This is a genomic window from Mesorhizobium sp. GW821-FHT04C10 (assembly GCF_059420305.1).
In genome coordinates this window covers 1689529-1711106 of the sequence record NZ_JBWKTL010000001.1, presented here as the reverse complement: position 1 = coordinate 1711106, position 21578 = coordinate 1689529, and the positions used below count along the sequence as shown (strand labels likewise).

21 protein-coding genes are annotated in these 21578 nt (G+C 63.6%); 8 read left to right on the top strand and 13 right to left on the bottom strand.

All coding sequences use genetic code 11. The features are described 5' to 3' along the window. The first annotated feature begins 23 nt into the window (after positions 1-23). Entirely contained in the window at positions 24-1097 is a 1074-nt protein-coding gene (locus tag AC07UC_RS08340) for an ABC transporter ATP-binding protein (RefSeq protein ID WP_494908912.1), read from the top strand. Here AC07UC_RS08340 and AC07UC_RS08335 read toward each other — a convergent pair. The 5 genes from AC07UC_RS08335 to AC07UC_RS08315 form a co-directional block, all read right to left on the bottom strand. Beyond that, a complete protein-coding gene (locus AC07UC_RS08335; protein WP_494905077.1) occupies positions 1061-2371 on the bottom strand; it encodes a flavin monoamine oxidase family protein in 1311 nt (436 codons plus the stop codon). The two genes, AC07UC_RS08340 and AC07UC_RS08335, sit on opposite strands and share 37 nt — an antisense overlap. Continuing rightward, on the bottom strand, positions 2368-3444 hold the full coding sequence (locus AC07UC_RS08330; protein ID WP_494905075.1) for an extracellular solute-binding protein: 1077 nt from the start codon (positions 3442-3444) through the stop codon (positions 2368-2370). Before AC07UC_RS08330 ends, AC07UC_RS08335 begins: the two co-directional genes overlap by 4 nt. Before the next feature lie 110 nt (positions 3445-3554). Continuing rightward, complete coding sequence (locus tag AC07UC_RS08325; RefSeq protein ID WP_494905073.1) at positions 3555-4637, bottom strand: ABC transporter substrate-binding protein; 1083 nt, start codon at positions 4635-4637, stop codon at positions 3555-3557. Positions 4638-4685: 48 nt separating this feature from the next. Then, positions 4686-5372, bottom strand: coding sequence for a transcriptional regulator BetI (betI, locus tag AC07UC_RS08320; protein WP_056575858.1), 687 nt, complete (start codon positions 5370-5372; stop codon positions 4686-4688). A 6-nt stretch (positions 5373-5378) separates the two neighbouring features. Beyond that, positions 5379-6173 (bottom strand): class I SAM-dependent methyltransferase, encoded by a 795-nt coding sequence (locus tag AC07UC_RS08315; protein WP_494905071.1) that lies wholly within the window; start codon positions 6171-6173, stop codon positions 5379-5381. 277 nt (positions 6174-6450) lie between these two features. Between AC07UC_RS08315 and AC07UC_RS08310 the strand changes: the two genes are divergently transcribed. The 4 genes from AC07UC_RS08310 to AC07UC_RS08295 are packed head-to-tail and all read left to right on the top strand — an operon-like array spanning position 6451 to position 11160. Further along, positions 6451-8070: a phytoene desaturase family protein gene (locus AC07UC_RS08310; protein ID WP_494905069.1), complete on the top strand. Its 1620-nt coding sequence runs from the start codon at positions 6451-6453 to the stop codon at positions 8068-8070. Next, positions 8057-9637, top strand: coding sequence for a phytoene desaturase family protein (locus tag AC07UC_RS08305; protein ID WP_494905067.1), 1581 nt, complete (start codon positions 8057-8059; stop codon positions 9635-9637). Before AC07UC_RS08310 ends, AC07UC_RS08305 begins: the two co-directional genes overlap by 14 nt. 3 nt (positions 9638-9640) lie before the next feature. Then, complete coding sequence (locus tag AC07UC_RS08300) at positions 9641-10900, top strand: aminomethyl transferase family protein (protein WP_494905065.1); 1260 nt, start codon at positions 9641-9643, stop codon at positions 10898-10900. A 2-nt stretch (positions 10901-10902) separates the two neighbouring features. Then, positions 10903-11160 (top strand): hypothetical protein, encoded by a 258-nt coding sequence (locus tag AC07UC_RS08295; protein WP_494905063.1) that lies wholly within the window; start codon positions 10903-10905, stop codon positions 11158-11160. Between the two features lie 120 nt (positions 11161-11280). On the opposite strand, the gene AC07UC_RS08290 is transcribed toward AC07UC_RS08295, so the two are convergent. From AC07UC_RS08290 to AC07UC_RS08275, 4 genes are all read right to left on the bottom strand, one after another. Next, positions 11281-12339: a dipeptidase gene (locus AC07UC_RS08290; protein ID WP_494905061.1), complete on the bottom strand. Its 1059-nt coding sequence runs from the start codon at positions 12337-12339 to the stop codon at positions 11281-11283. A gap of 144 nt (positions 12340-12483) precedes the next feature. Next, on the bottom strand, positions 12484-12783 hold the full coding sequence (locus tag AC07UC_RS08285) for a GNAT family N-acetyltransferase (RefSeq protein ID WP_494905059.1): 300 nt from the start codon (positions 12781-12783) through the stop codon (positions 12484-12486). 2 nt (positions 12784-12785) lie between these two features. Then, positions 12786-13421: an alpha/beta hydrolase gene (locus AC07UC_RS08280; RefSeq protein ID WP_494905057.1), complete on the bottom strand. Its 636-nt coding sequence runs from the start codon at positions 13419-13421 to the stop codon at positions 12786-12788. Between the two features lie 4 nt (positions 13422-13425). Next, positions 13426-14358 (bottom strand): VOC family protein, encoded by a 933-nt coding sequence (locus AC07UC_RS08275; protein WP_140772681.1) that lies wholly within the window; start codon positions 14356-14358, stop codon positions 13426-13428. A 224-nt stretch (positions 14359-14582) separates the two neighbouring features. On the opposite strand from AC07UC_RS08275, the gene AC07UC_RS08270 reads away from it, so the two are divergent. Then, positions 14583-16148 (top strand): alkaline phosphatase family protein, encoded by a 1566-nt coding sequence (locus tag AC07UC_RS08270; RefSeq protein WP_494905055.1) that lies wholly within the window; start codon positions 14583-14585, stop codon positions 16146-16148. Between the two features lie 70 nt (positions 16149-16218). Here AC07UC_RS08270 and AC07UC_RS08265 read toward each other — a convergent pair whose 3' ends face one another. After that, positions 16219-17535: a PRC-barrel domain-containing protein gene (locus AC07UC_RS08265; protein WP_494905053.1), complete on the bottom strand. Its 1317-nt coding sequence runs from the start codon at positions 17533-17535 to the stop codon at positions 16219-16221. 283 nt (positions 17536-17818) lie between these two features. Here AC07UC_RS08265 and AC07UC_RS08260 point away from each other — a divergent pair, with 283 nt between their 5' ends. After that, complete coding sequence (locus AC07UC_RS08260) at positions 17819-18739, top strand: diacylglycerol/lipid kinase family protein (RefSeq protein WP_494905051.1); 921 nt, start codon at positions 17819-17821, stop codon at positions 18737-18739. 92 nt (positions 18740-18831) lie between these two features. Here AC07UC_RS08260 and AC07UC_RS08255 read toward each other — a convergent pair whose 3' ends face one another. Continuing rightward, positions 18832-19005: a hypothetical protein gene (locus AC07UC_RS08255; protein ID WP_181179846.1), complete on the bottom strand. Its 174-nt coding sequence runs from the start codon at positions 19003-19005 to the stop codon at positions 18832-18834. 154 nt (positions 19006-19159) lie between these two features. Between AC07UC_RS08255 and AC07UC_RS08250 the strand changes: the two genes are divergently transcribed. Further along, a complete protein-coding gene (locus tag AC07UC_RS08250; protein WP_494905048.1) occupies positions 19160-20692 on the top strand; it encodes a sensor histidine kinase in 1533 nt (510 codons plus the stop codon). Positions 20693-20722: 30 nt separating this feature from the next. On the opposite strand, the gene AC07UC_RS08245 is transcribed toward AC07UC_RS08250, so the two are convergent. Beyond that, on the bottom strand, positions 20723-21181 hold the full coding sequence (locus tag AC07UC_RS08245) for a hypothetical protein (RefSeq protein ID WP_494905046.1): 459 nt from the start codon (positions 21179-21181) through the stop codon (positions 20723-20725). Positions 21182-21192: 11 nt separating this feature from the next. Continuing rightward, positions 21193-21519, bottom strand: a complete 327-nt coding sequence (locus AC07UC_RS08240) for an ElaB/YgaM/YqjD family protein (RefSeq protein WP_140772693.1) — start codon at positions 21517-21519, stop codon at positions 21193-21195. Positions 21520-21578 lie beyond the last annotated feature (59 nt).

Genomic DNA, 21578 nt, shown 5'->3' with positions numbered 1-21578 from the left:
ATCGAGCCCAGTCCGATCGCGCGATGATCGAGATCCGCAACGTCACCCGCAGCTATGGATCGTTCAAGGCGCTGGACGATGCGTCCCTGACCATCCGGGAGGGCGAATTCTTCTCGCTGCTCGGGCCGTCCGGCTGCGGCAAGACCACGCTTTTGCGCATGATCGCCGGCTTCGACAACCCGACCAGCGGATCGATCGCGGTCGGCGGCCAGTCTATGGAAGGCATCCCGGCCAACCGACGGCCGACCAACATGGTGTTCCAGAGCTATGCGATCTTCCCGCATCTCAATGTCGAGCAGAACGTCGCCTATGGGCTGAAGCGGCTGAAATTACAGGGCGGCGAAGAGAAGCGCCGCGTCGAGGAGGCATTGGCGCAGGTCTCGCTGACCGGCCTTGGCAAGCGGCTGGCCACCGAACTGTCGGGCGGCCAGCGCCAGCGCGTGGCGCTTGCCCGCGCATTGGTGATGCGGCCCAAGGTGCTGCTGCTCGACGAGCCTCTGTCGGCGCTCGACAAGAAGCTGCGCGAGCAGATGCAGGTCGAACTGCGCCGCCTGCAGCAGGCCGTCGGCATCACCTTCGTGCTGGTCACCCACGACCAATACGAGGCGCTCGCCATGTCCGATCGCATCGCCGTCATGTTCGGCGGCAGGATCGCACAGGTCGCCTCGCCCAAGGAAATCTACCAGCGGCCAGTCAATCGCCAGGTCGCCGACTTCCTCGGTGGCATGAACTTCGTGAAGGCGGAGATCGTCGAGGAGAACGGCGCCTCATTGATCGTCGACACGCTGGGCTTCGGCCGCGTCAAGACCGACAAGCCGAAGGCCTTCGTGCGCAATGGCGGCGCCGCAACGCTCGGCATTAGGCCCGAGCGCCTGCGTGTTTTGTGGGACAATGCGACGGCAAAATTCGAGGTTGCCGGCAAGGTGGTCGAGCGCCACTATTTCGGTGAGATCACCCACCTGATCGTCGAGATACCCGGACTGGAAAAGCCGCTGTCGGTGACCGAAACCAACGATTTCGGCGCCGATGACATTCCCGTCGGCACCCCGATCCGCCTTGCCTACGATCCCGAGGCGCTGGTGGCGATGGGCGAGTGAAGCAGCGCCAAGATCTTGCGCGCCGCGATGCGCCCGGCGACGATCGCGCCTTCGACATAGCCGGGGAATGACGGGGACAGTTCCGAAGCGGCGAAATGTACTGGCGGCGTGCCCGCCAGAATCGTCCGCTCGGCATCCCTGGCCGTCACGTCGACAATGAGGTCGCTGTAGGCGCCGCCGCTCCAGCGATCCTGTATCCAATCGCGCGAACTGAAATCAAGGATATCGCCGGCATGCGGACCGAGCGCGTCCTGCAATCGTGCCGTCACTTCCGCACGAAGTGCCGTTTCGCCCAGCCCCCGCCAGCGCAGCGCGAGCGGTCCGCCGACGAAGACGACGAGCGCGGCATGCTGCGCATCCTTGCTGGCATCGCAGGCAAAGAGGCCCGGCAGGTCGCGCCACATCACCATGCCGCTCAAACCCTGCTCGCGCCAGAATGTCCTGGAATAGCGCACCAGGATCTTGATCACCGCGCCGCTTTCCCAGGCGCCAAGCGCCGTCGCGAGTCTCGTCGGCAAGGCCGGTGCGAAATCGAGCTTCGCGGCCGTCGCCGGCGGGAGCGCCATCAGCACGTGTCGCGCTTCGATCACGCCATTGCCCGTGACGACACGAACGCCTTGCAGACCATGCTCGATGCGCGTGACCGGTTCGCTCAGCAACACCCGATCGCCGAGATCGCCAGAAAGATCCTCGGCCAGCGACTGCATGGTCTCGCGCAGGGAATATTGCAGTTCCGGCACTTCGTTGGTGATGCGGCGGTCATTGTCGATCAGGTACCAGAGCGGCACCTTGTCCATCGGCAGGCACCACAGGCCTTCGATCATCGAGCGGAAGGCCGTCTTGGCATCGATGGGATCATGCTGCTGTTCCAGCCAGGCCGCGACACTCATGCCTTCTATGGAGGTGTCGTCCGGCTCGATGCCGTTCATGCGTTCGCGGATCGCCATCGCGCCGTGATAGGTCTGCTTGGCGTCCTTGGCCGGCATTGATGGATGGGTGATGAAATCACCCTCGACATAGGTGGCGACGAATGTCTTGCCGCGTGCCTTCGCCAGCGCCATCACTTCCGGCATGTCCTCGCACAGGAACTGGCCGCCGCTGTCGATGCGCTCGCCAAGTCCGTTGCGGACCGCCTCGACCCGTCCACCGGCACGGTCGCGCGCTTCGAGCAGCAGGAAACCTATGCCGGCCTGCTTCAACTCAAGCGCAGCCGACAGGCCGGTGAAGCCGGCACCGACGATGACGACTTCGGTTCTTTCCAGTTCGCTCGTCAATAGCCGGCCTTGATCTTCTCGAACTCGTCGACCATGCGCTTCTTCAGTTCCGGCGCGACCGGCTGCTGGAACAGCGTCTTGTCGAGGAACTTGTCAATGTCGTCGAAGCCGCGCTCGGCCAGCACCTTGTGGTCGATCGCGGCCATGCCGGCGCTGTTGCCATGGCCGTAGCCGAATGTCGTGACCATGTATTTCGAAATGTCGGGCGCGTTGACCGCGTTCAGGAAATCATAGGCCTGGTCGAGCTTGCCCGGCGCGTCCTTCATCAGCACGTAGCCGCACACCCAGGTCGACATGCCTTCCTTGGTATCGCGGTTCATGGCGACGGGAACGCCTTGCCCGTTCATCGCGATCAGTGTCTGGCCCCAGCCCCAGGCGAGGTCGACCTCATTGCCGGAAAAAGCCTGGTCGATATCGCTCGAGTCGGTCCAGTAGAGACGGATGTTCTTGTGCACCTGGCGCAGGAAATCGGACGCCTCCTTGAACTGCGCGTCGGTCATCTTGGTCCAGTCCTTCAGCCCGATGACCAGGCTCGCCAGCGCGTAGGCGTCGTCGACATTGTCGCCGATGGTGACGCGGCCCTTGAATTTCGGATCGGCCAGGATCCGCAGCGACTGCGCCTGCTCGGCCGTGACATTGTCGGTGCGGTAGAGCAATGCCGTATTGCCCCAGTCGAACGGCATGAACCAGGCCTTGCCGTCCTCGGTAGTGGCGAGGTTTTTCATCGCCATGATGCCAGGATTGAGGTTCTTCCAGCCGGCAATCCGGGAGGTGTCGAGCGGCTGCAACAGCCCTGCATCGCGCCACTTCGCCACGCTTTGCGAACAGGGATGCGCGATATCAGCCTTGAAGCCCGCCCGCATCTTCTCGAAGGCTTCATCCTCGTCGCCAAAGAAGGCGAAGGTGGGCTCGGCGCCGTGTTTGGCGGTGTAGGCCGGATGCAGCAGCGGGTCCTCGTAACCGGACCAGTCGAACACCACGAGATCGCCGCCGCCTTCCGCCCAGGCATAGACCCCGCCGGCGCCGATCATGCAGGCGGCGGCAAGTGCAAGGCGGCGTAGCATTGGCGTCATGGCGAAACTCCCCCATCGCGAAAAGCTGCAGCGAGGTTAGGAGAAATCATCTGCTTTGGCGAGGGTCGTCCGCTGCACCGAGGCGGCAGCGGACGGACCGTGGAACGAACTCAGTACCCGGCTTTGATCTTCTCGAATTCGGCGATCATCTTCAGCTTGAGGTCGGACGGCAGCGGCGACTGGAATAGGGTCTTGTCGACGAATTTCTGCACGTCGTCATAGCCCTTTTCCTTCAGGATCGCCTGGTCGACCCCGGCCATGCCCTTGGCATTGGCCTGGCCATAGCCCCAGTCCTTGACCAGCACCTTGGCGGTCTCCGGATCGTTGACGGCGTTCAGATAATCATAGGCCTTGTCGATATTGCCGGGCGCGTCCTTGAACAGCACGTAGCCGCAAACCCAGGTCGAGATGCCTTCGTTGGTGTCCTTTACGGACTTGATCGGCACGCCTGCCTTGACGGACTGCACGGTCGCATCGTTCCAGGCCCAGGCGAGGTCGACCTCACCGCCCGACAGCAACTGGACGATATCGGTGGTGTCGGTCCAGTAGGAACGGACGTTCTTGTGCACCTGGCGCAGGAAGTCGGACGCCTGCTTGAACTGGTCGTCCGTCATCGTGGTCCAGTCCCGCAGGCCGATGGCAAGGCTCGCCAGCGCATAGGCGTCGTCGACATTGTCGCCGATCGACACCCGACCCTTGAACTTCGGATCGGCGAACGCCTTCAGCGACTGCACGTCCTTGGCGTCGATCTTGGAGGAGTTGTAGGTGAGCTGCGTGTTGCCCCAATCCCACGGCATGAACCACGCCTTGCCGTCATCGGTCGTGGCGAGGTTTTTCATCGCCATGATGCCGGGATTGAGGTCCTTCCAGCCCGTGATCTTCGAGGTATCGAGCGGCTGCAGCAGCCCGGCTTCGCGCCACTTCGTCACGCTCTGTGAGCAGGGGTGACCGAGATCGGCCTTGAAGCCGGAACGGACCTTCTCGAACGCCTCGTCTTCGTCGCCGAAGAAGGCAAAGGTCGGCGAATCGCCGTTCTTCTCGACATATTTCGGGTGGAAGCTCGGGTCCTCGTAGCCGGACCAGTCGAACACGATCAGGTCCTTGTCCGCGGCGACGGCGAACGCTGCCGCCGAAGCCGCAAGCGCGCCGCCCAGCGCCAATGTCAATGTCAGGCGTCGGCTAAGTTTCTTCATGCTGTTCCATCCTCTTTTGGTCTTGCCGGTCTTGGCGGCCGGCTGTTGCTAACCGTAGTGCTTCGGGAAGGCAGCGGCCAAGAAAGCGTTAGCCGCCTGCAAGGCTGTTTCGCGCGTTGTGTCCTCGGTGCCCATCATCAGCCGCAGCCACAGCCCTTCCAGCATGGCCGACAGCGCCAGCGCCATCACCTGCGGCTCATAGGCATATGCGCCGCTCTGCTTGAGCGCCGTGCACAGATCGATGAAGACCTGCTGGTAATAATTATCGCGGGAACTGCTCAGCGCCTGATAGGTCGGCCGCGACTTGGCCTCGCCCCAAAAGGCCAGCCAGGCGGCCAGCTTGCGTTTGTTGCAGATCGAGCGGTCGAAATCGGCCCACACCAGTTGCTGCAGCTGCCGTGCCGGATCGTCGCCTGCCTTCTGCAGCGCGGCGCGCCAATGCGCCGAGTACTCGTCATACATATGCTGCAGCGTCGCGATCAGCAGCTTTTCCTTGCTCTCGAAATGGAAGTTGACGATGCCACGCGAGAGGCCGGCGCCATCGGCGACATCGGCCATCGTCGTCTCGGCGTAGCCGCGCCTGGCCAAGGAATCGATCGTTGCCTCGATCAGCTGCAATTGACGGACCTCCTTCGAAGCCTTGCGGCCGCGCTTTTCGGCGTCGCTCTTTCGCGTCGTTTCGGCGAGAACGTCCCTGGCCTCGGAAGTCTTCATGGATGTGACGGTCTCCAGCATTGCCGGCTATCCAACCGGCTTCCAACCGCGCAGATGAGTGGGACGGTGCTCGCCACTGTCAAGCACCTTCTGCATTGCCTCCCAGGTCTTGATGTTCTTGTCGACATAGGCCGCGCCGACCGCGGCCGCGGCTCGGGCGTAGAGCGGTCCCTTGAGCCGTGCGAGTTCCCCGCGCGCCACCTCCCGGTACCAGGGGTTGCGGTCCCTGACGGTGATGTCGGCAAGGCCCGCGCTTCGCATCGCCTGCGCATAGCGCGCCGGCGATGCCATGGTGAAGGACAGACCTTCCGCCGCGACATAAGCCTTCATCTCAGGCGAGGGTTCGCCGTCATGCCCAATCATCCAGTTGGAGGCGGCAAAGACGCCGCCCGGTTTCAGCACGCGAAAAATCTCGGCGAACAACGCGTCCTTGTCAGGCACATGCAGCAGCGCGTCCTTGGAGAAGACGACATCGAAGGAGCGATCGGAGAAAGGCAGCGGTCCGGGAGGCGATTGAACGAAGCTGGCGCGATTTGCGAAGCCACGCGCCGCGGCTCGCCGTCTGGCTGCTTCGATCACCGGCTGTTCGACATCGAAGCCGGTGGCGTGGGCGGCGCCGTGATGCTCGACCAGATGCAAGGTGATGCCGCCGGAGCCGCAGCCGATATCGAGGATCGTCTTGCCCTTGAGCGAAAGCCCTTCGACCACCCGGTCGACCTCATCAGGACCGCCCGGCGACAGGTAGCCCTCGCCCCACAGCGCCTCGAGGAAGCGGATCGCGGTGTCGTCATACTCCGGCTCGGCATCTGCCGTTTCGATCATCAGCCCTCGATCCCCAATCGATGATTGCCCAGTTCGAACGCCGGCAAAGCCTAGCGCATGCCCGGGAAAACGCAACATCGTTTGTTGAACATTCATTCAGAATGGCTGGACAAAACAGCCGATACCATGCCAAATTCCGCATATTCGGGAACAGATCACGCAAAAATGAACAGCGGGTCGTACAGGGCAATTCCAGGAAAAGCATGAGCGGTTTTCCGGGAAAATAGCACAGCGCTTTCCCCTGGGAATTGCGCGGAAACAAAGAGACTGGGCCACAATGAAAGCTTGGGACGCGATCGTCATCGGCGGCGGACACAACGGCCTGGTCAACGCCTGCTATCTGCAGCGCGCCGGGCTCGACGTGCTGGTGGTGGAGAAGAACGACTGGATCGGGGGTGCCGCCACCAGCCGCGAGCTGACACCCGGCTTCCTCTACTCCAACTGCTCCTATGTCTGTTCGCTGTTCCGCCCCGAAATCATGCGCGACCTCGAACTGCCGCGCTTCGGCCTGCAGGTCATTTCCTATGAGGGCGGCGCGGTGTTCACCCGCGACGGCGACTACCTCGCCAACTACCGTGACCATGATGCGCACCGGCGCGAATTCGCCCGCTTCTCGAAACGCGACGCCGAAGCCTATGATCGCTACGCCCGCGACGTGACGCGGCAGTGCCGTTTCATCCAGCCGCTCTTGATGCGCACCGCGCCCGACCCGACCAGCTTCAAGCCGCGCGACCTCGGCGAGTTGCTTTATCTCGGCAGGAAGTTTGCCGGCCTGTCGGCGGAAGAAATGGCGCTGACGCTGCGCTTCTGGACCATGTCGATCTCGGAATTCCTCGACGAGTATTTCGAGACCGATGTCATCAAGGCCAACTTCGCTTTGTCCGGCATCATCGGCACGGCGCTTGGGCCGATGTCGCCCGGCACGGCCTACGTGCTCTTGCACCACTATATGGGCGAGGTCGACGGCTCGGTCGGCGCCTGGGGCTATGCGCGCGGCGGCATGGGCGCGGTCACCAAGGCGCTGGCCGCGTCGTTCAAGGCTTCGGGCGGCACCATCCGCACCGGCGCCGAGGTCGACCATGTGCTGGTCCAACGCGGCAAAGCCAAAGGCGTGGTGCTGGCCGGTGGCGAGGAGATCTACGGCAAGCTCGTCGTCTCCAATGCCGACGTGAAGCGCACCTTCCTGAAGCTGGTCGAGGAGAAGGAACTGCCCGACATTTTCCTGCGCCGGGTCAGGAACTTCAAGATCCGCGGCTCGTCCGGCAAGGTCAACATCGCGCTCGATTCGCTGCCCGAATTCCCGGCGCTGCCGAAGGATTCGCCGGTCTATCGCGGCGACATGCATTTCACCGATTCGATGGAACGCATGGAGCGCGCCTATGACGATTGGAAGGCCGGGCGCTGGTCGGCCGATCCTTTCCTCGACATGGTGATCCCGACGACGCTCGATCCGACCATGGCGCCGCCGGGCAAGCATTTCATGAGCTGCTTCGTGCAATACGCGCCGCCCAAGGTGAACGGCCGCGAATGGACCGATGCCGATCGTGACGGCTTCGCCGAGAGCGTGATTGCGCAGATATCAGAGTATTCGCCGGGCTTCCGCGACCGCATCATCCACATGGAGGTGCGCACGCCGCGCGAGATCGAAGCCGAGGTCGGCCTCACCGAAGGCAACATTTTCCAGGGCGAACTGACCTTCGACCAGCTTCTGTTCAATCGCCCGGTGCCGGGCTACGCGCAATACCGCTCGCCGGTCGGCGGGCTCTATATGTGCGGCTCCTCTACCCATCCCGGCGGCGGCGTCATGGGCGCGCCCGGCCGCAATGCCGCCGCCGAGATCCTGCGCGATCTCGCCAAATCCACCTCGCATATGAGCCCTGCCCATGACGTCATTTGATGCACCAAAATGGGATGTGCTCGTCATCGGCGGCGGCCACAACGGTCTCGTCGCCGCCGCCACCCTGGCGAAAGCCGGCCGCAAGGTGCTCCTGCTGGAAGCGGGCAGCGAAACCGGCGGCGCGGCGCGCACCGAGGAGTTCGCGCCGGGCTTTCGCATCTCATCGATCGCGCATGTGCTGAACCGTCTGCACCCCGACGTGGTGAAGACGCTGGAGCTGGAGAAACACGGACTAAAAGTCACCCGCGCGGACGTCCTGCCGTCGGTGGCACTCTCGAAGGACGGTCCATCGTTGGTCCTGCATGGCGCCTATGGCGAAGTGCTGACCGGCACCAGTTCCTCCGAGCAATCGGCCTGGAAGGAATTGCGTGCGCAGCTGCTGCGCTATGCCGGCATCCTGAAGCCGTTCCTCTCCCGCCGCGCGCCCGATCTCGCCGGCATGTCGCTGCTCGAGACCGCTTCACTCGGCCAGACCGCGCTGGCGCTGAAAAAGCTCGGCAAGGAAGACATGCGCGACTTCCTGCGCGTGCTCTTGATGAACGTCGCCGACCTGCTCGACGAGCAGCTTGCAGACGACAGGCTGAAAGGCCTGCTCGCCTTCGATGCGACACTCGGCAGCCATCTCGGCCCGCGCTCGCCGACCTCGCTGCTCGGCCTCTACTATCGCCTCGCCGGCGAGATCGGCGGTGCGTCCGGCGCACAGATGCTGCCGCAAGGCGGTATGGGCGCCGTTGTCGCCGCCATCCGCGCGGCGGCGGAGATGGCCGGCGTCACCGTCCGGACATCGGCGCTCGTCGGAAAGATCATCGTCGAGAAAGGCCGCGCCGTCGGCGTCGCGCTCGACACCGGCGAGGAGCTGCGCGCCAGGACAGTCATCTCCGCCATCAACCCGGCGACAACTTTCCTCGACCTTGTCGGGCCGCGCGGGCTCGACACCGGCTTCGTGCGCAAGATGAAGAACATTCGGATGAAAGGCGACGCGGCGAAACTCAATCTGGCGCTCGATCGGCCGCCGCAATTCGCCGGCGTCGATGCCGCCGGCCACAAGGGCAGGCTGGTCATCGCGCCTTCGCCCGATCATGTCGAGCGCGCCTTCAATCCGTCCAAATATGGCGAATTCTCACCCTCGCCGGTGATGGAGATCACGCTGCCCAGCCTCGCCGATCCGTTGCTCGCGCCTACTGGAGCCTGTGTGCTGTCGGCAGTGGTGCAATACGCCCCCTACTCGCTGAAGGAAGGCTGGGAAACCGGCAAGCCGAGATTCCTCAAGGCAGTCATGGCGCAGCTCGAGGCTTACGCGCCCGGCATCGGCAGGAGCGTCGTCCATGCCGAGTTGCTGACGCCGGCCGATATCGAGACGCGTTACCGCATGCCGGGCGGCCACTGGCACCACGGCGAATTGCAGGCCGACCAGATGCTGATTTCGCGGCCCGTCTCCGGCTGGTCGGGCTACGACACGCCGCTTGAAGGATTGTTCCTGGCCGGTGCCGGCTCGCATCCCGGTGGCGGTGTCTCCGGCGCACCCGGCCTCAATGCCGCGCGACGCATCATTGCGATGAAGAGGTAGGTCATGGCCCAGGCAACCAGGAAGAAGCCCGTTGCAAAGACCGCCAGTGCGGTCGTTTCCGCACGCATCGCCGCGCAAGGCCATTTCCGCACGCTGCGCCTCGGCACCCCGTTGCAGCCGCGCCTCGATGCGCTGGCCAGGACTCAGGACTGGTACAACTGGGCCGGCTACCGCGCACCGCATTCGCTGTGGGACGAGGAGCTGGAATATTTCGCCATCCGCAGCCAGGCGGCGCTGTTCGACATCTCGCCGATGACCAAATACCGGATCGAGGGGCCGGATGCCGAGGCCCTTCTCGACCGCGTGACCTTGCGCGACGTGACCAAGCTGAGACCTGGCCGTGTCCACTATACCGCCTGGTGTGACGACGAAGGTTTTGTCCTCGACGACGGCACGCTGTTTCGCCTGTCGCCGACGCGCTTCCGCCTGTGTTCGCAGGAGCGGCATCTGCCCTGGTTACTGGACAGCGCCATTGGATTCGACGTCACCGTCGAGGAAGAAACCGAGGCCGTCGCCGGGCTCGCCCTGCAGGGGCCAACCTCCTTCGCCGTGCTGCGCGATGCCGGCTTCACCGGCGTCGAGAGACTGAAGATCTTCGACCTCGCCGAGTTCGCCCATGACGGCGGCACCGTCACCATCTCGCGCACCGGCTTCACCGGCGATCTCGGCTACGAGTTGTTTGTGACCGCCGACAAGGCGCTGAGCCTGTGGGATCGGCTGATGGCGGCGGGCGAACTGCGCGGCATCCGTGCCATCGGCTACACCGCGCTGAACCGCGCGCGGCTCGAGGCCGGGCTGATCGTTGCCAATGCCGACTTCACCACCGCCGAACATGCCATCCGCGCCGATCGCCTGCGCATGCCAGACGAGATCGGGCTCGGCTTCATGATCGATCCGGAGAAAGGCCACTTCAACGGCCGCCGCGCCATTCTCGAAGCGCGCGCCAAACGCAAGCTGCGCCATGTGCTGGTCGGGCTGGAGATCGAAGGCAACATCCCCGCCGAACACGCCATCGTCTACCACAAGAAAAGCCAGGAGGTTGGCCTGGTCAGCGCCGCCATGTGGTCGCCGATGGCCAAGCGCAACATCGCCATCGCCTCGCTGGCGCGGCCCTATGGTGATACCATTGTGGACGACCTCTGGGTCGAGATCTACGCCATGCGCGAGCTGCAATATCAGAAGCTGATGAAGCGGGCCAAGGTGGTGGCACGGCCGTTTATAAAACTCGACCGCCGCACCGCCAATCCGCCGGCGGATTTCTGACCATGGCCGACGAAGCGGACAAGCAGCAAGACGATGGCGAAGCCGCCGAGCAGTGGGACCTGGTCAACACGCCGCTCGGCGAAAAATGGTCCGGCCGCACGCGCTACGCCGCTGCCATGTTCTTCTACAAGCGCGACGAGATGAGCGCCGAGACACTCGAGGTCTACCGCATCTGCGCGCGGCTTGATTCTGAAGATCCGCTGCCGATCATCCGCGATCGCGGCGTCGGTAAGGATTGGCTCAAAAGGATGGGTGCTTAGGCTTTCCCATCACTCGTCATTCTAGGGCGGAGCAAGGAGCGAAGCGACGCGCGCAGACTCTAGGATGACGACGTTTGGGGTGCACCAAAGCCTCAATCTCGATCGTCCAAAATTGTCGCCTCAACCTATCGTTCGCTCAAGCATGCTCAACCAATTGCGGTAAGCGATCTTCTCGATCAGCGCCCGGCCAAAACCACGCTCGGCCAGCGCATCGATCAACTTCGGCAGGCCGGCGACGTCGCCGATGACGGCCGGGATCATGGCACCGTCGAAATCCGAGCCGAGGCCGACGCCATCCTCGCCCAGCGCCTGCAGCAGGGAATCGACATGGCGCACCATGATGTCGAGGCTGGTATCGGCATTCATGCGGCCGTCCTCGCGCAGGAATCCGGTTGCGAAGTTCAGCCCGACCATGCCGCCGGACTCGCGGATCGCGCCGAGCTGCCAGTCGGTCAGATTGCGCGAGTGGCCGCATATCGCATGCACGTTGGAATGCGTGGCGACCAGCGGCGCATCGCTGAGCCCCGCGACATCGCGAAAGCCTTTTTCGTTGAGATGCGAAAGATCGATCATGATCTTCAGCTCGTTGCAGGCCTTGACCAGCGCCTTGCCGGCATCGGTCAGGCCCGGGCCCGTGTCCGGCGAGGACGGAAAGCGGAACGGCACGCCGTGGCCAAAGGCATTTGGACGGCTCCAGACGATGCCAAGCGAACGCAGGCCGGCGGCATGCAGCACATCGAGCATGGTGAGTTCGGGATCGATCGCCTCGACGCCCTCGATGTGGAAGACTGCCGCAACCGTGCCTTGCGCCATGGCGTTGCGCACGTCGCCGGCACTGCGGCAGACGGCAAGCGCCCCGGCCCTTTCCAGCCGGAACAGGATCGAAGCCATCGCAATCGTCGAATTGAGCGCATCGGCGCGCGGCACCTCCGGCGGCAGCGGCTCGCTGTCGCTGGGCGCCAATGGCACGGCGCTTCGCCTGGCCTTCTCGACCGGGGGTGGGAAGATCGCGAACATGCCGCCGGCAAAGCCGCCGGCTTTCGCGCGCGGCAGGTCGATATGACCGCCCGACTTCCCCTCGATGAACAGCTTTTCGACGTCCGCGTTCTTGGACTGATAAAGGCGCAGCAACGTATCGTTGTGGCCGTCGAAGACGGGGACGAGGTCTGTTTCGGTCATCAGGGGATCATTCAGTTCGTTTGTCGGCACGGCGAGATATCATATCTAGGCAAGATATCCGGTCGCGGCAAATGACAAAGCCAACCGGCAGCGGGAGTTGCCCCTTTATCCCCCCGCTGCCGCCTGTCGACGAAGTGCGGCTCGCTACTGCTTCAGCACGTCGGCCCATTCCGGATGGCGGCGGAACTGGGCGTTGGCGAACGGGCAAAGCGGGATGATCTTCTTGCCCGCCGCGCGCGCATCCTCGACGGCGCGGGAGACCAGCCGAAGTCCGGCACCCTGGCCGCGAAACGCGTCCGGCACTTCCGTGTGGTCGATGATGATCTGGTGCTCGCCGATCTTGGTGAAGGTCATCTCCGCCTCGGCGCCACCGGGGCCGCGCAGGACATAGCGGCCCTTGGAGCCGCGGTCTTCCAATTCGATCTCAGGCAGTTGGTCGGGCATTTCTAAACTCCTTGAGCGACACCGGCAAAGAGCCGCCGCGCCGCTTCGATTTCATTTGGCCGAACTTCGTGCCCGCCTTCGTGCCACTCCACTGTGACATCGGCGCCGTCGGCACGCAAATAGGCCTCGAGCCGCGTCGTCAGGTTCGGCGGGCAGATCGGATCGCGCTTACCGGCGGTCAGCAGGATGTGTCGGCCGGCGAGGCTGCCCTCCACCTTCGGTTCGAACGGGATCAGCGGATGCATCAGCACCGTGGCGTCGAACAGTGCAGGCTCAGCGAACACCACGGACGCCAGTATGTTGGCGCCGTTGGAATAGCCGAGGCCCAGCACCGCCGATGGCTTTGCCGCCCCGACATGGGCTGCTTCGACATGCGCCTTGACGAACTCAGCCATCTTGCTCGTCCCTCGCGCCAGGTCGCCCATATCGTAGACGCCCTCACCGGTGCGGCGGAAGAAGCGCGCCGCGCCGTGTTCCGACACATCGCCGCGCGGCGAGATGATGGTGGCCTGGGGCACGAGATCGCGCCCCGGCGACAGAAGCTGGCTCTCGTCGCCGCCGGTGCCGTGGAAGACGAAAAGCATGGGGCCGCCCGGCGAACCGGGCAGCACCTTGTGGATGTAAGCGTCCTTGCTCATGGTCTCAGCCTTCCAGCTTCTGCAGATGCTGTTCGAGATAGGGCCTCAGATGCTGGTGCTGCGTCGGCAGCTTCAGCGCTTCGCCCAGATGCGCGGTGTCCTCGTCCCTGTCGAACCCCGGCTCGTTGGTGGCGACTTCGAACAGCACGCCGCCTGGCGTGCGGAAATAGATCGCCCAGAAGTAATCGCGATCGATCACCGGTGTCACCCCATAACCCGTATCCATCAACGCCTTGCGCACTTCGAGCTGCTTGGCGCGGTTCTCGACGGCGAAGGCGACATGGTGGACAGAGCCGGCGCCGAGGTCGGCGAAGGCCGCGGTCGGCAGCGATTCGATATCGACGACATCGGCGCCATTGCCGTTCTTCACGGCCAGCCGCCTGACATTGCCCGACTTCTCGATCTCCTCGTAGCCCATGAATTTCAAGAGCTCTTCGGTGGCGCCGCCATCCTTCAGCCGAAGCGCGACCGAATGGAAGCCACGGATCGCTTCGTCGGCCGGAATACCGCCCTTGACCCAGGGCGCACGGCTATCGGCCTTGGCCTCGACGAGCGCGAAACCGTCGCCGTCGGGGCCCGCAAATCTGAGCCGTTTCTCACCAAAGCTCTCCTCGCGGGAGACATCCGCCACGCCTTCGTCGGCGAAGCGCTTTTCCCAATAGGCGAGCGTGCCTTGCGGCACGGAGTAGACCGTGGTGCCGACTTCGCCGACGCCGCGGCGGCCCTTGCCGATGTTGGGAAACGGAAAATATGTCATCACCGAACCGGGCGTGCCGACCTCGTCGCCATAATAGAGATGGTAGACGTCGGGCGCGTCGAAATTGACTGTCTTCTTGACCCGGCGCAGGCCAAGCTTGTGGGTGAAGAAATCATTGTTCCGGCGCGCATCCCCAGCCATCGAGGTGACGTGATGGAGGCCCTTGATCTGGTCGAGCATTGTCTTGCTCCTTCCCTTGTGTTTGTGCGGCCCTCGCCGCTGTCCACGCCAATATGAGGACACCACCGCTTGCGGCAAAGGCGGCAAACGCAGAATGGACTGTGCTGTAAAAGCGAACAATCAAAAGAGATTTGTTCACCAATTAGCTAACGAGAGCGGCCTTGCGCCGTTGCCGGAAATCGTTTCCATGAACGGCGTCGAACATGCAGCGAAAGGTATCGCGAGTGACAGGAAAAGCCAGGCGCCCCAACGTTCTCCTGATCACTTGCGACCAGTGGCGCGGCGATTGCGTGTCGGCCGCCGGCCACTCCGTGGTCAAGACGCCGAATGCCGATGCACTGGCCGCGGAAGGCGTGCTGTTCAAGCGGCACTATGGCGGCGCGGCGCCCTGTTCACCGGCCCGTGCCTGCCTCTACACCGGCCTCTACCAGATGAACAACCGGGTCTGCCGCAACGGCTCGCCACTTGACGCCCGCCACGGCAACATCGCTCTGCACGCGCGCGGCCTCGGCTACGATCCGACCCTGTTCGGTTACACCGACGTGTCGCTCGATCCGCGTCTCATGAGTTCAGGCGATCCGAGGCTGAAAAGCTATGAAGGCGTACTGCCTGGATTCACGGTGCGCCAACTGCTGCCCGAGCACCAGAAGCAATGGCTGTCCTGGCTGAAGCTGCGCGGCATCGATGCCGGCGCCGGGTCTCCCGACATCCATCGTCCCGTAGACGAGGAAGGCGACGCCGACGCGGTGACCGAGGCACCGCCAATCTATTCGAAAGACCATACGCCGACGGCCTTCCTTGCCGGCGAGTTCATCCGCTGGCTCGGCGAGCAGGAGCAGGCCACGCCCTGGTTCGCGCATCTCTCCTTCATCAGCCCGCATCCACCCTTCATCGTCCCGGAGCCCTACAACACGCTATATGATCCGGCCGATGGCCCGGCGTTTCATCGCGCGGAGAGTTGGCGGGCTGAAGCTCAGAGCCATCCCTATCTCGCCTATGATCTTAGCCACCAGAAACGCGCTAAGTTCCGTCCCGGCGCGACAGGCAGGGTGCACGACTGGAGCGAGGATGACTTCCGCCGCATCCGGGCGATTTACTACGGCATGATTTCGGAGGTCGACGCACAGCTTGGCCGCATCTGGCAGGCAGTCAAGGTTTCAGGCGCCTGGGACGACACCATCATCATTCTCACCTCGGACCACGCCGAAATGATGGGCGATCATTTCATGCTGGGCAAGGGCGGCTATTTCGACGGCAGCTACCACATTCCGCTGATCATTCGCGATCCGCGACATCGCAAGGCTGCCGGCACCAGCATCGATCGCTTCACCGAAGCGGTGGACATCTTGCCCACGCTTGTGGATTTGCTTGGCGAGCCGCCCAAACCGCATCTCGACGGATGTTCGCTGAAACCATTCCTGAGCGGCGGAACCCCGGCTAGCTGGCGCGATGCCGCGCACTGGGAATTCGACTTCCGCTCGATCGCGGGCGGCGAGGCCGAAGCGCATTTCGGCATTGACTCTCGCCAGTGCAACCTGGCGGTCATCCGGACCAAGAAGTTCAAATACGTGCATTTTGGCGGCGGCTTGCCGCCGTTGCTTTTCAACATCGAGGCGGACCCGGGCGAACTGACCAACCTCGCCAACAGCCCCGCACATCTGTCCACCCGTCTGGAATTCGCCGAGCGGCTTCTCGCCTGGCGGGCCGAACATCTCGACCAGTCACTGGCGCTGGCGGAATTGACGGAAAATGGCGTGGTTGGCCATGTCAGTAAGGCAATAGGGGAATAAGGCAGTAAGGCAGTATGTTTGGATATACCAGCACCGACGCCGCACCCTACTGCCCTACTGCCCTACTGCCCTACCTCACAATCATCCGCTGCTGGTCGCGCTTCTCGGTATAGCTGCCCTTGTCATAGGCGGTTTGCGCCTGCAGCTGTTCCTTGGTGAAGGTCGTGTAGAGATACTTCTTGCCGTCCTTGTCGGTCATGAATTTGAGATTATCCAGGCCAACCGCGACCTCCTTCCCGCCGATGCCGAGGAAGCCGCCGACGTCGACGATCACGGCATCGGTCTTGTTGTCGGGCGTCAGCACGACATCGCCGATCTCGCCGACCTTGGCATCATTGGCGCCGTAGACCGTGGTGCCCTTGAGGTCGTCGGCCTTGATCTCACCAAGCGGCATCGCGGTCAGCGTGGACTTGTCGATGGCAGCCGTCTGCGTCTGGTCGGGAGCCGTCGCGGCCGGAGCCTCGGCTGTCTTGTCCGCCGGAGCGGCGGCGGGAGCCGTGGTCGTGGCCGGTGCTGTCGCCGCGGGCTCGCTGGAAGCCGTGGTTGCCGGCACCGGATCATAGGCCTTGCGGTTGAAATCCGGCTGCGCCTGCAACTCTTCCTTTGTCGTCTGCGCCACCAGCCAGCGGTCGCCGTTTTTCTCGGCCCACTGTGCCTTGCCGAAATCATAGGTGACATTCTTGGCGCCTAGGCCAAGAAACCCACCCACCCCGATAACCAGGGATTCGGCCTTGCCCTCCTTGGACAGCACGATGTCGTTAACACTGCCGATATTCTGCGCGTCGTCACCGGTGCCGTTGTAGACGGTCTCACCAATGATATTGGTGGCAAGGTTGCCGTCGGCGCGCTTCACCGGCTCAGCCGGGGTGGCATTCATGTCGACAGGTTTCTGCGCTGTATCCGTTGTCGCGGGGGCCGTGGGAGCTGTCGCATCCGTCGAAGCCGCTGGTGCCGGCGCGGGCCCATAGGGCTTGCTGTCAAATTCCGGATGCGCCGTCAGTTCTTCCTTGGTTGTCTGGGCAACCAGCCAGCGGTCGCCATTCTTCTCGGCCCACTGCAGCTTGTCGTAGTCGAAGGCGACATTTTTCGCGCCTACGCCCAGAAAGCCGCCGACGCCGATGACGACGGATTTCGCCATGCCATCCTTGTCGAAGACGACATCGCTGACCTTGCCGATGTTCTCGGCGTCGTCGCCCGTGCCGTTATAGACGGATTCGCCAATGATGTTGGTGACGATGCTGCCTTCGGCGCGCGGCACCGGAGCGGCTGCGGCCGGCTCCTGAACGGCGGGGGCGTCCGCCGGAGCCGGAGTCGTCGCGCTCTGTGCGAAGGCGCCGGTCGCGATCAGCGTTGCGAGTGCGGTCGTGGCAAAAAGGGTGCGGATCATGATAGTCTCTCCTCGTGCATGATTTCGTGCACGCCGCGCCCGATTGAACCGTCGCTGGGAAGATCGGGCGTGGCATCTCTACGGGTTCACAACGTCGTGACCATGCTGTTGTTCCGACAAAATTGGCCTGGATCCGGCGGCGAAAAAACACGGAGCGGTTGCACGGCGGCTTGAGACCATGCGCTGAATTGCATCGTTCGAATGGAACCTTTCCCGTACCGTCACGTTTCAGCCTGCGGCTGGGCTCGCCCCGGCACATTTTGGCTGACAGACGGAGCGGGGCATGAAATTTGCGGCGGTGCTGAACCGGGATGGCGGCACCTTGCGCACCACCGACCTCGCCGCCCTTTCCGAAAGGATGCGCCAGACGCTGGAGACGGCAGGCCATTCTCTCAGCATCGATGTCGTTGCCGGCAAGGACGTGGTGGAAACCCTCGACAGCGCTGCCTCGCGCCGCACCGTCGATGTCGTGCTCGCCGGCGGCGGTGACGGAACCATTTCAGCCGCGGCCGCGAGGCTGATGGGCAAGAAGAAGGCACTTGCCATATTGCCGGCCGGCACCATGAACCTGTTCGCACGCGGTCTCGGCATTCCGCAGTCGCTTGATGCCGCGCTGGAATCCTTCGCCGACGGCGAGATCATCGCGGTCGACATGGCCACGGCCAATGGCCAACCCTTCGTCCATCAGTTCTCGATTGGCATGCATGCCAAGATGGTGCAACTGCGCCAAGGCATGGAATTCGGGTCGCGCCTGGGCAAGATCGGAGCTTCGGCCAAGGCGGCGTGGGCGACGATCAAGAACCCGCCTGCGATGAACGTGACGCTCGGCATCGGGGACGCCGAGATGACGGCGCGCATAACAGGCATCGGCGTCACCAACAATCTGTTCGGCGAGGGCCACCTTCCCTATGCGGACAACCCTTCGGGCGGCGTGCTGGGCATCTACGTCACGGTGGCGCAGCAGCGTGCCGAACTGGTAAGGTTCCTCTTCAACGTGGCGCGCGGCAAATGGCGCGATAATGAACATGTCGAAATCCATCAGTCCGACCGCACTGTCCTGAAAATCCATTCCGGCAGCAGGAAGTTCCGCGCCGTCATGGATGGTGAACTGGTCCGGCTTGATCGTGAAACCACCATCGAGATCAAGCCTCGTGCGTTGAACGTCCTGGTGCCCGCCAGCATCGCCGAGGCAAAGGCCGCCTGATGCGATCCCCAACCATGACGGCCGAAAATCCGGAGCATTGTCTTGACTCCATCCCGGACGGAAAGCCGCTTCACGCTTTTCCCGCAATTGCCCTAGCCGCTCGGCGCGCTTCCCTGCTGCGTCGCCGGTGTCTTGGCCACCTCACCATAGATTTCGGCGATGCCCCAGGCAGCGATGGCCAGCAGCAGCGCGGCGATCAGGATGCGCAGGCCGTGCCAGCCCCATCGGCCCTGTCGCGCCTTGTCTTCGGGAATGATCTTGGTCATGGCCGATCCTTGTTTCGTTCTGCGCCTGTTGGCGCACTCGGCAAAACACGGTCGGGTAACGGTTCCCTGCTAGGATGGTTCCGGGAAAGCGAGCCCGTAGCGGGCCGGTGGTTTGGCAAGACGGCGAAGACCGGCATGGGCATTGGGGATTGGGGTGAATAGCAAGGCGGAAATAGGGACGAGCCTGCCGGCCGAGGTCGCGCGCTCGATAGAGGACCAAGACCGGCTGGCCGTGCTGCACGGGCTGGAGATGCTGGATACGGCGCCCGACCCGGATTTCGACCGCATCACCGGCCTTGCCGCATCCGTGATGCAGGTGCCGGTCGCCCTGGTGACGCTCGTCGATGTCGAGCGGCAATGGTTCAAGTCCTGCTTTGGGCTCGATGAGACCGAAACCTCGACCGACATCTCCTTCTGTGCCCACGCCATCGCAGCCGGCGACGATCCCATGGTGGTGACCGACGCGACCACAGACCCGCGCTTCAAGGCCAATCCGCTGGTCACCGGCAAGCACCATGTGCGTTTCTACGCTGGCGCGCCGATGCTCGTGGCAGGCGCCAGGATCGGCACGCTGTGCGTGCTCGACCGCAAGCCACATGCCTTTCCGTCACAGGCCAAGCTCGACCAGCTGAAGACGCTGGCGGGCCTTGCCGCCAGCCTGTTCACCTTGAAGGACGCGACCCGCAGCGGCGCCATCGCCGAGGCAGCACTTGCGCGCGAGGAGAAGCGGCGTGCCATCGCGCTCGAAGCGGCATCGCTGGCCAGCTGGGCATGGGATGTCCGCACGGACATCATCGAGTGCGATGTGCGATTGTCGGAATTGTTCAACCTGCCGCGTTCGACCCGGCTGCGGGCACGCGACATCCTGACCGCCATCGATCCGCGCGACGTCTATCAGACCGAAACCCGCTTTCGTGACGCCTTGACCGGCAGCGACGATTATTTCGGCGAATACCGGGTGAAGGACTTTCATCCGCCGCGCTGGGTGGCCACGCGCGGCAGCGTCATCGAGCGCGACGGCGACGGCAAGCCGACGCTGATCTTCGGCGTCAACTACGACATTTCCGAACGCAAGCTCGGCGAAGAGCGGCAGCGGCTCCTGCTGCGCGAACTCAACCATCGCGTCAAGAACACGCTGGCGACCGTCCAGGCGCTGGCGACGCAGACCGTGCGTCATGCTCGCCAGCCGAGCGAATTCCTCGACGCCTTCGGCGCCCGGCTTCAGGCATTGGGCATCGCCCACAATCTCTTGTCCGACCGCGAGTGGCGCGGCATCGGCATCCGCGAACTCGTCCAGATCGAGATCAGGCCCTTTGACACCGACGACCAGCCGCGTATCGCCATCTCCGGCGCCGACCTTTTGCTGTCGCCCGACCAGGCCGTCGGCCTCGGGCTCATCCTGCACGAACTGGCCAGCAATGCGCTGCAATATGGATCGCTGTCGGTTGCATCGGGCAAGGTTGACCTCGGCTGGAAGACACAAGGCAGGAAGGGCGACCGGCGCCTGGTGCTGACCTGGCGCGAAAGCGGCGGCCCTGAAGTCGCCCCGCCGCAGCGCCACGGCTTCGGCTCGATTCTCATCCGCCGCAGCCTGGCCAAGGTCATTTCAAGCGAAGTCACCCATGAATTCCGGCCCGAGGGCGTCTTCGCCGAAATATCGATGCCGCTGGAAGATCTGTCCAAGTGACGGATCCTATCGAGGATCAGAGCGGCGGCGTCATGTCTCGTGCCCCGCATCCGGATCGTCGGACTTCGTATTCTCGCGGTATATGGCATAGGCGGCGAGCGCCACGGCCGGGCCCAGAATCACGCCGAGGCCGCCCTTTCCCTTGAGCAAGGCCGGCAGCACGGCAAGTGCGGCCGTGATGCCGATCGCCTTCATGTCGGCGTTGCGCCGCCGCGCCTCGCGGCGGGCGCGGGCGCCGGACATCAAGCGATGGACGAGAAGAACGAGGCCGGCGATCACCAGGAAGCCGACACCGAAGCCAAGCGCCGCCGCGAACGATCCATAGCGGGCCGCAGCCCATATATAGGCTGCCCCGACCAGAAAGCCGAGACCGCACAAAGCCGCCAGCGCGGCAAGCGCATAGATGATGGCCGCCGTACGCGCGCGGCGTATGGCGGCCACGGTTTCACCCGAGGCGAAACCCGAAAGCAGGGATGCCAGCAGTCCCATCTGGAGCGGATCTAGCGACGCGCGAGCAGCGCGAAGAGGAAGCCGACGCCCGCGGCGATCGCCAGCGACGTCACCGGCTTTTCGCGCACGCTCGCCACCATCTGTGCCTCGATATCCCTGGCATTGCCGCGCAGGCTGTCAAAGGCCGCTTCCCCTTGGGCACGCAACTGCTCGACACCCTCGGCCGCCGCGCGGCGCGCCGTGCCGTAGCCGTGTTCGCCGGTCTTGGCCAACTGCTTGGTGAGCTTGTCGATATCGGCCTTCAACTGCTTGATGTCGGCTTCGAGGTCCGAATTCGTCCGCGCTTCGTTGGCGGTCTTTCCTGCGGCGGTTGCCATTGCTTAACTCCTTGTGATTGCTCGATTTCAAACGCGCCTTGCGTCTCAAGGTTCCGGTA

Coding starts and splice junctions, on each gene's coding strand:
- AC07UC_RS08325 (WP_494905073.1), bottom strand. CDS start 4,637: ATGAAGAAACTTAGCCGACGCCTGACATTGACATTGGCGCTGGGCGGC.
- AC07UC_RS08275 (WP_140772681.1), bottom strand. CDS start 14,358: ATGCTCGACCAGATCAAGGGCCTCCATCACGTCACCTCGATGGCTGGG.
- AC07UC_RS08295 (WP_494905063.1), top strand. CDS start 10,903: ATGGCCGACGAAGCGGACAAGCAGCAAGACGATGGCGAAGCCGCCGAG.
- AC07UC_RS08260 (WP_494905051.1), top strand. CDS start 17,819: ATGAAATTTGCGGCGGTGCTGAACCGGGATGGCGGCACCTTGCGCACC.
- AC07UC_RS08240 (WP_140772693.1), bottom strand. CDS start 21,519: ATGGCAACCGCCGCAGGAAAGACCGCCAACGAAGCGCGGACGAATTCG.
- AC07UC_RS08315 (WP_494905071.1), bottom strand. CDS start 6,173: ATGATCGAAACGGCAGATGCCGAGCCGGAGTATGACGACACCGCGATC.
- AC07UC_RS08310 (WP_494905069.1), top strand. CDS start 6,451: ATGAAAGCTTGGGACGCGATCGTCATCGGCGGCGGACACAACGGCCTG.
- AC07UC_RS08265 (WP_494905053.1), bottom strand. CDS start 17,535: ATGATCCGCACCCTTTTTGCCACGACCGCACTCGCAACGCTGATCGCG.
- AC07UC_RS08340 (WP_494908912.1), top strand. CDS start 24: ATGATCGAGATCCGCAACGTCACCCGCAGCTATGGATCGTTCAAGGCG.
- AC07UC_RS08285 (WP_494905059.1), bottom strand. CDS start 12,783: ATGCCCGACCAACTGCCTGAGATCGAATTGGAAGACCGCGGCTCCAAG.
- AC07UC_RS08290 (WP_494905061.1), bottom strand. CDS start 12,339: ATGACCGAAACAGACCTCGTCCCCGTCTTCGACGGCCACAACGATACG.
- AC07UC_RS08280 (WP_494905057.1), bottom strand. CDS start 13,421: ATGAGCAAGGACGCTTACATCCACAAGGTGCTGCCCGGTTCGCCGGGC.
- AC07UC_RS08255 (WP_181179846.1), bottom strand. CDS start 19,005: ATGACCAAGATCATTCCCGAAGACAAGGCGCGACAGGGCCGATGGGGC.
- AC07UC_RS08305 (WP_494905067.1), top strand. CDS start 8,057: ATGACGTCATTTGATGCACCAAAATGGGATGTGCTCGTCATCGGCGGC.
- betI (WP_056575858.1), bottom strand. CDS start 5,372: ATGCTGGAGACCGTCACATCCATGAAGACTTCCGAGGCCAGGGACGTT.
- AC07UC_RS08330 (WP_494905075.1), bottom strand. CDS start 3,444: ATGACGCCAATGCTACGCCGCCTTGCACTTGCCGCCGCCTGCATGATC.
- AC07UC_RS08300 (WP_494905065.1), top strand. CDS start 9,641: ATGGCCCAGGCAACCAGGAAGAAGCCCGTTGCAAAGACCGCCAGTGCG.
- AC07UC_RS08245 (WP_494905046.1), bottom strand. CDS start 21,181: ATGGGACTGCTGGCATCCCTGCTTTCGGGTTTCGCCTCGGGTGAAACC.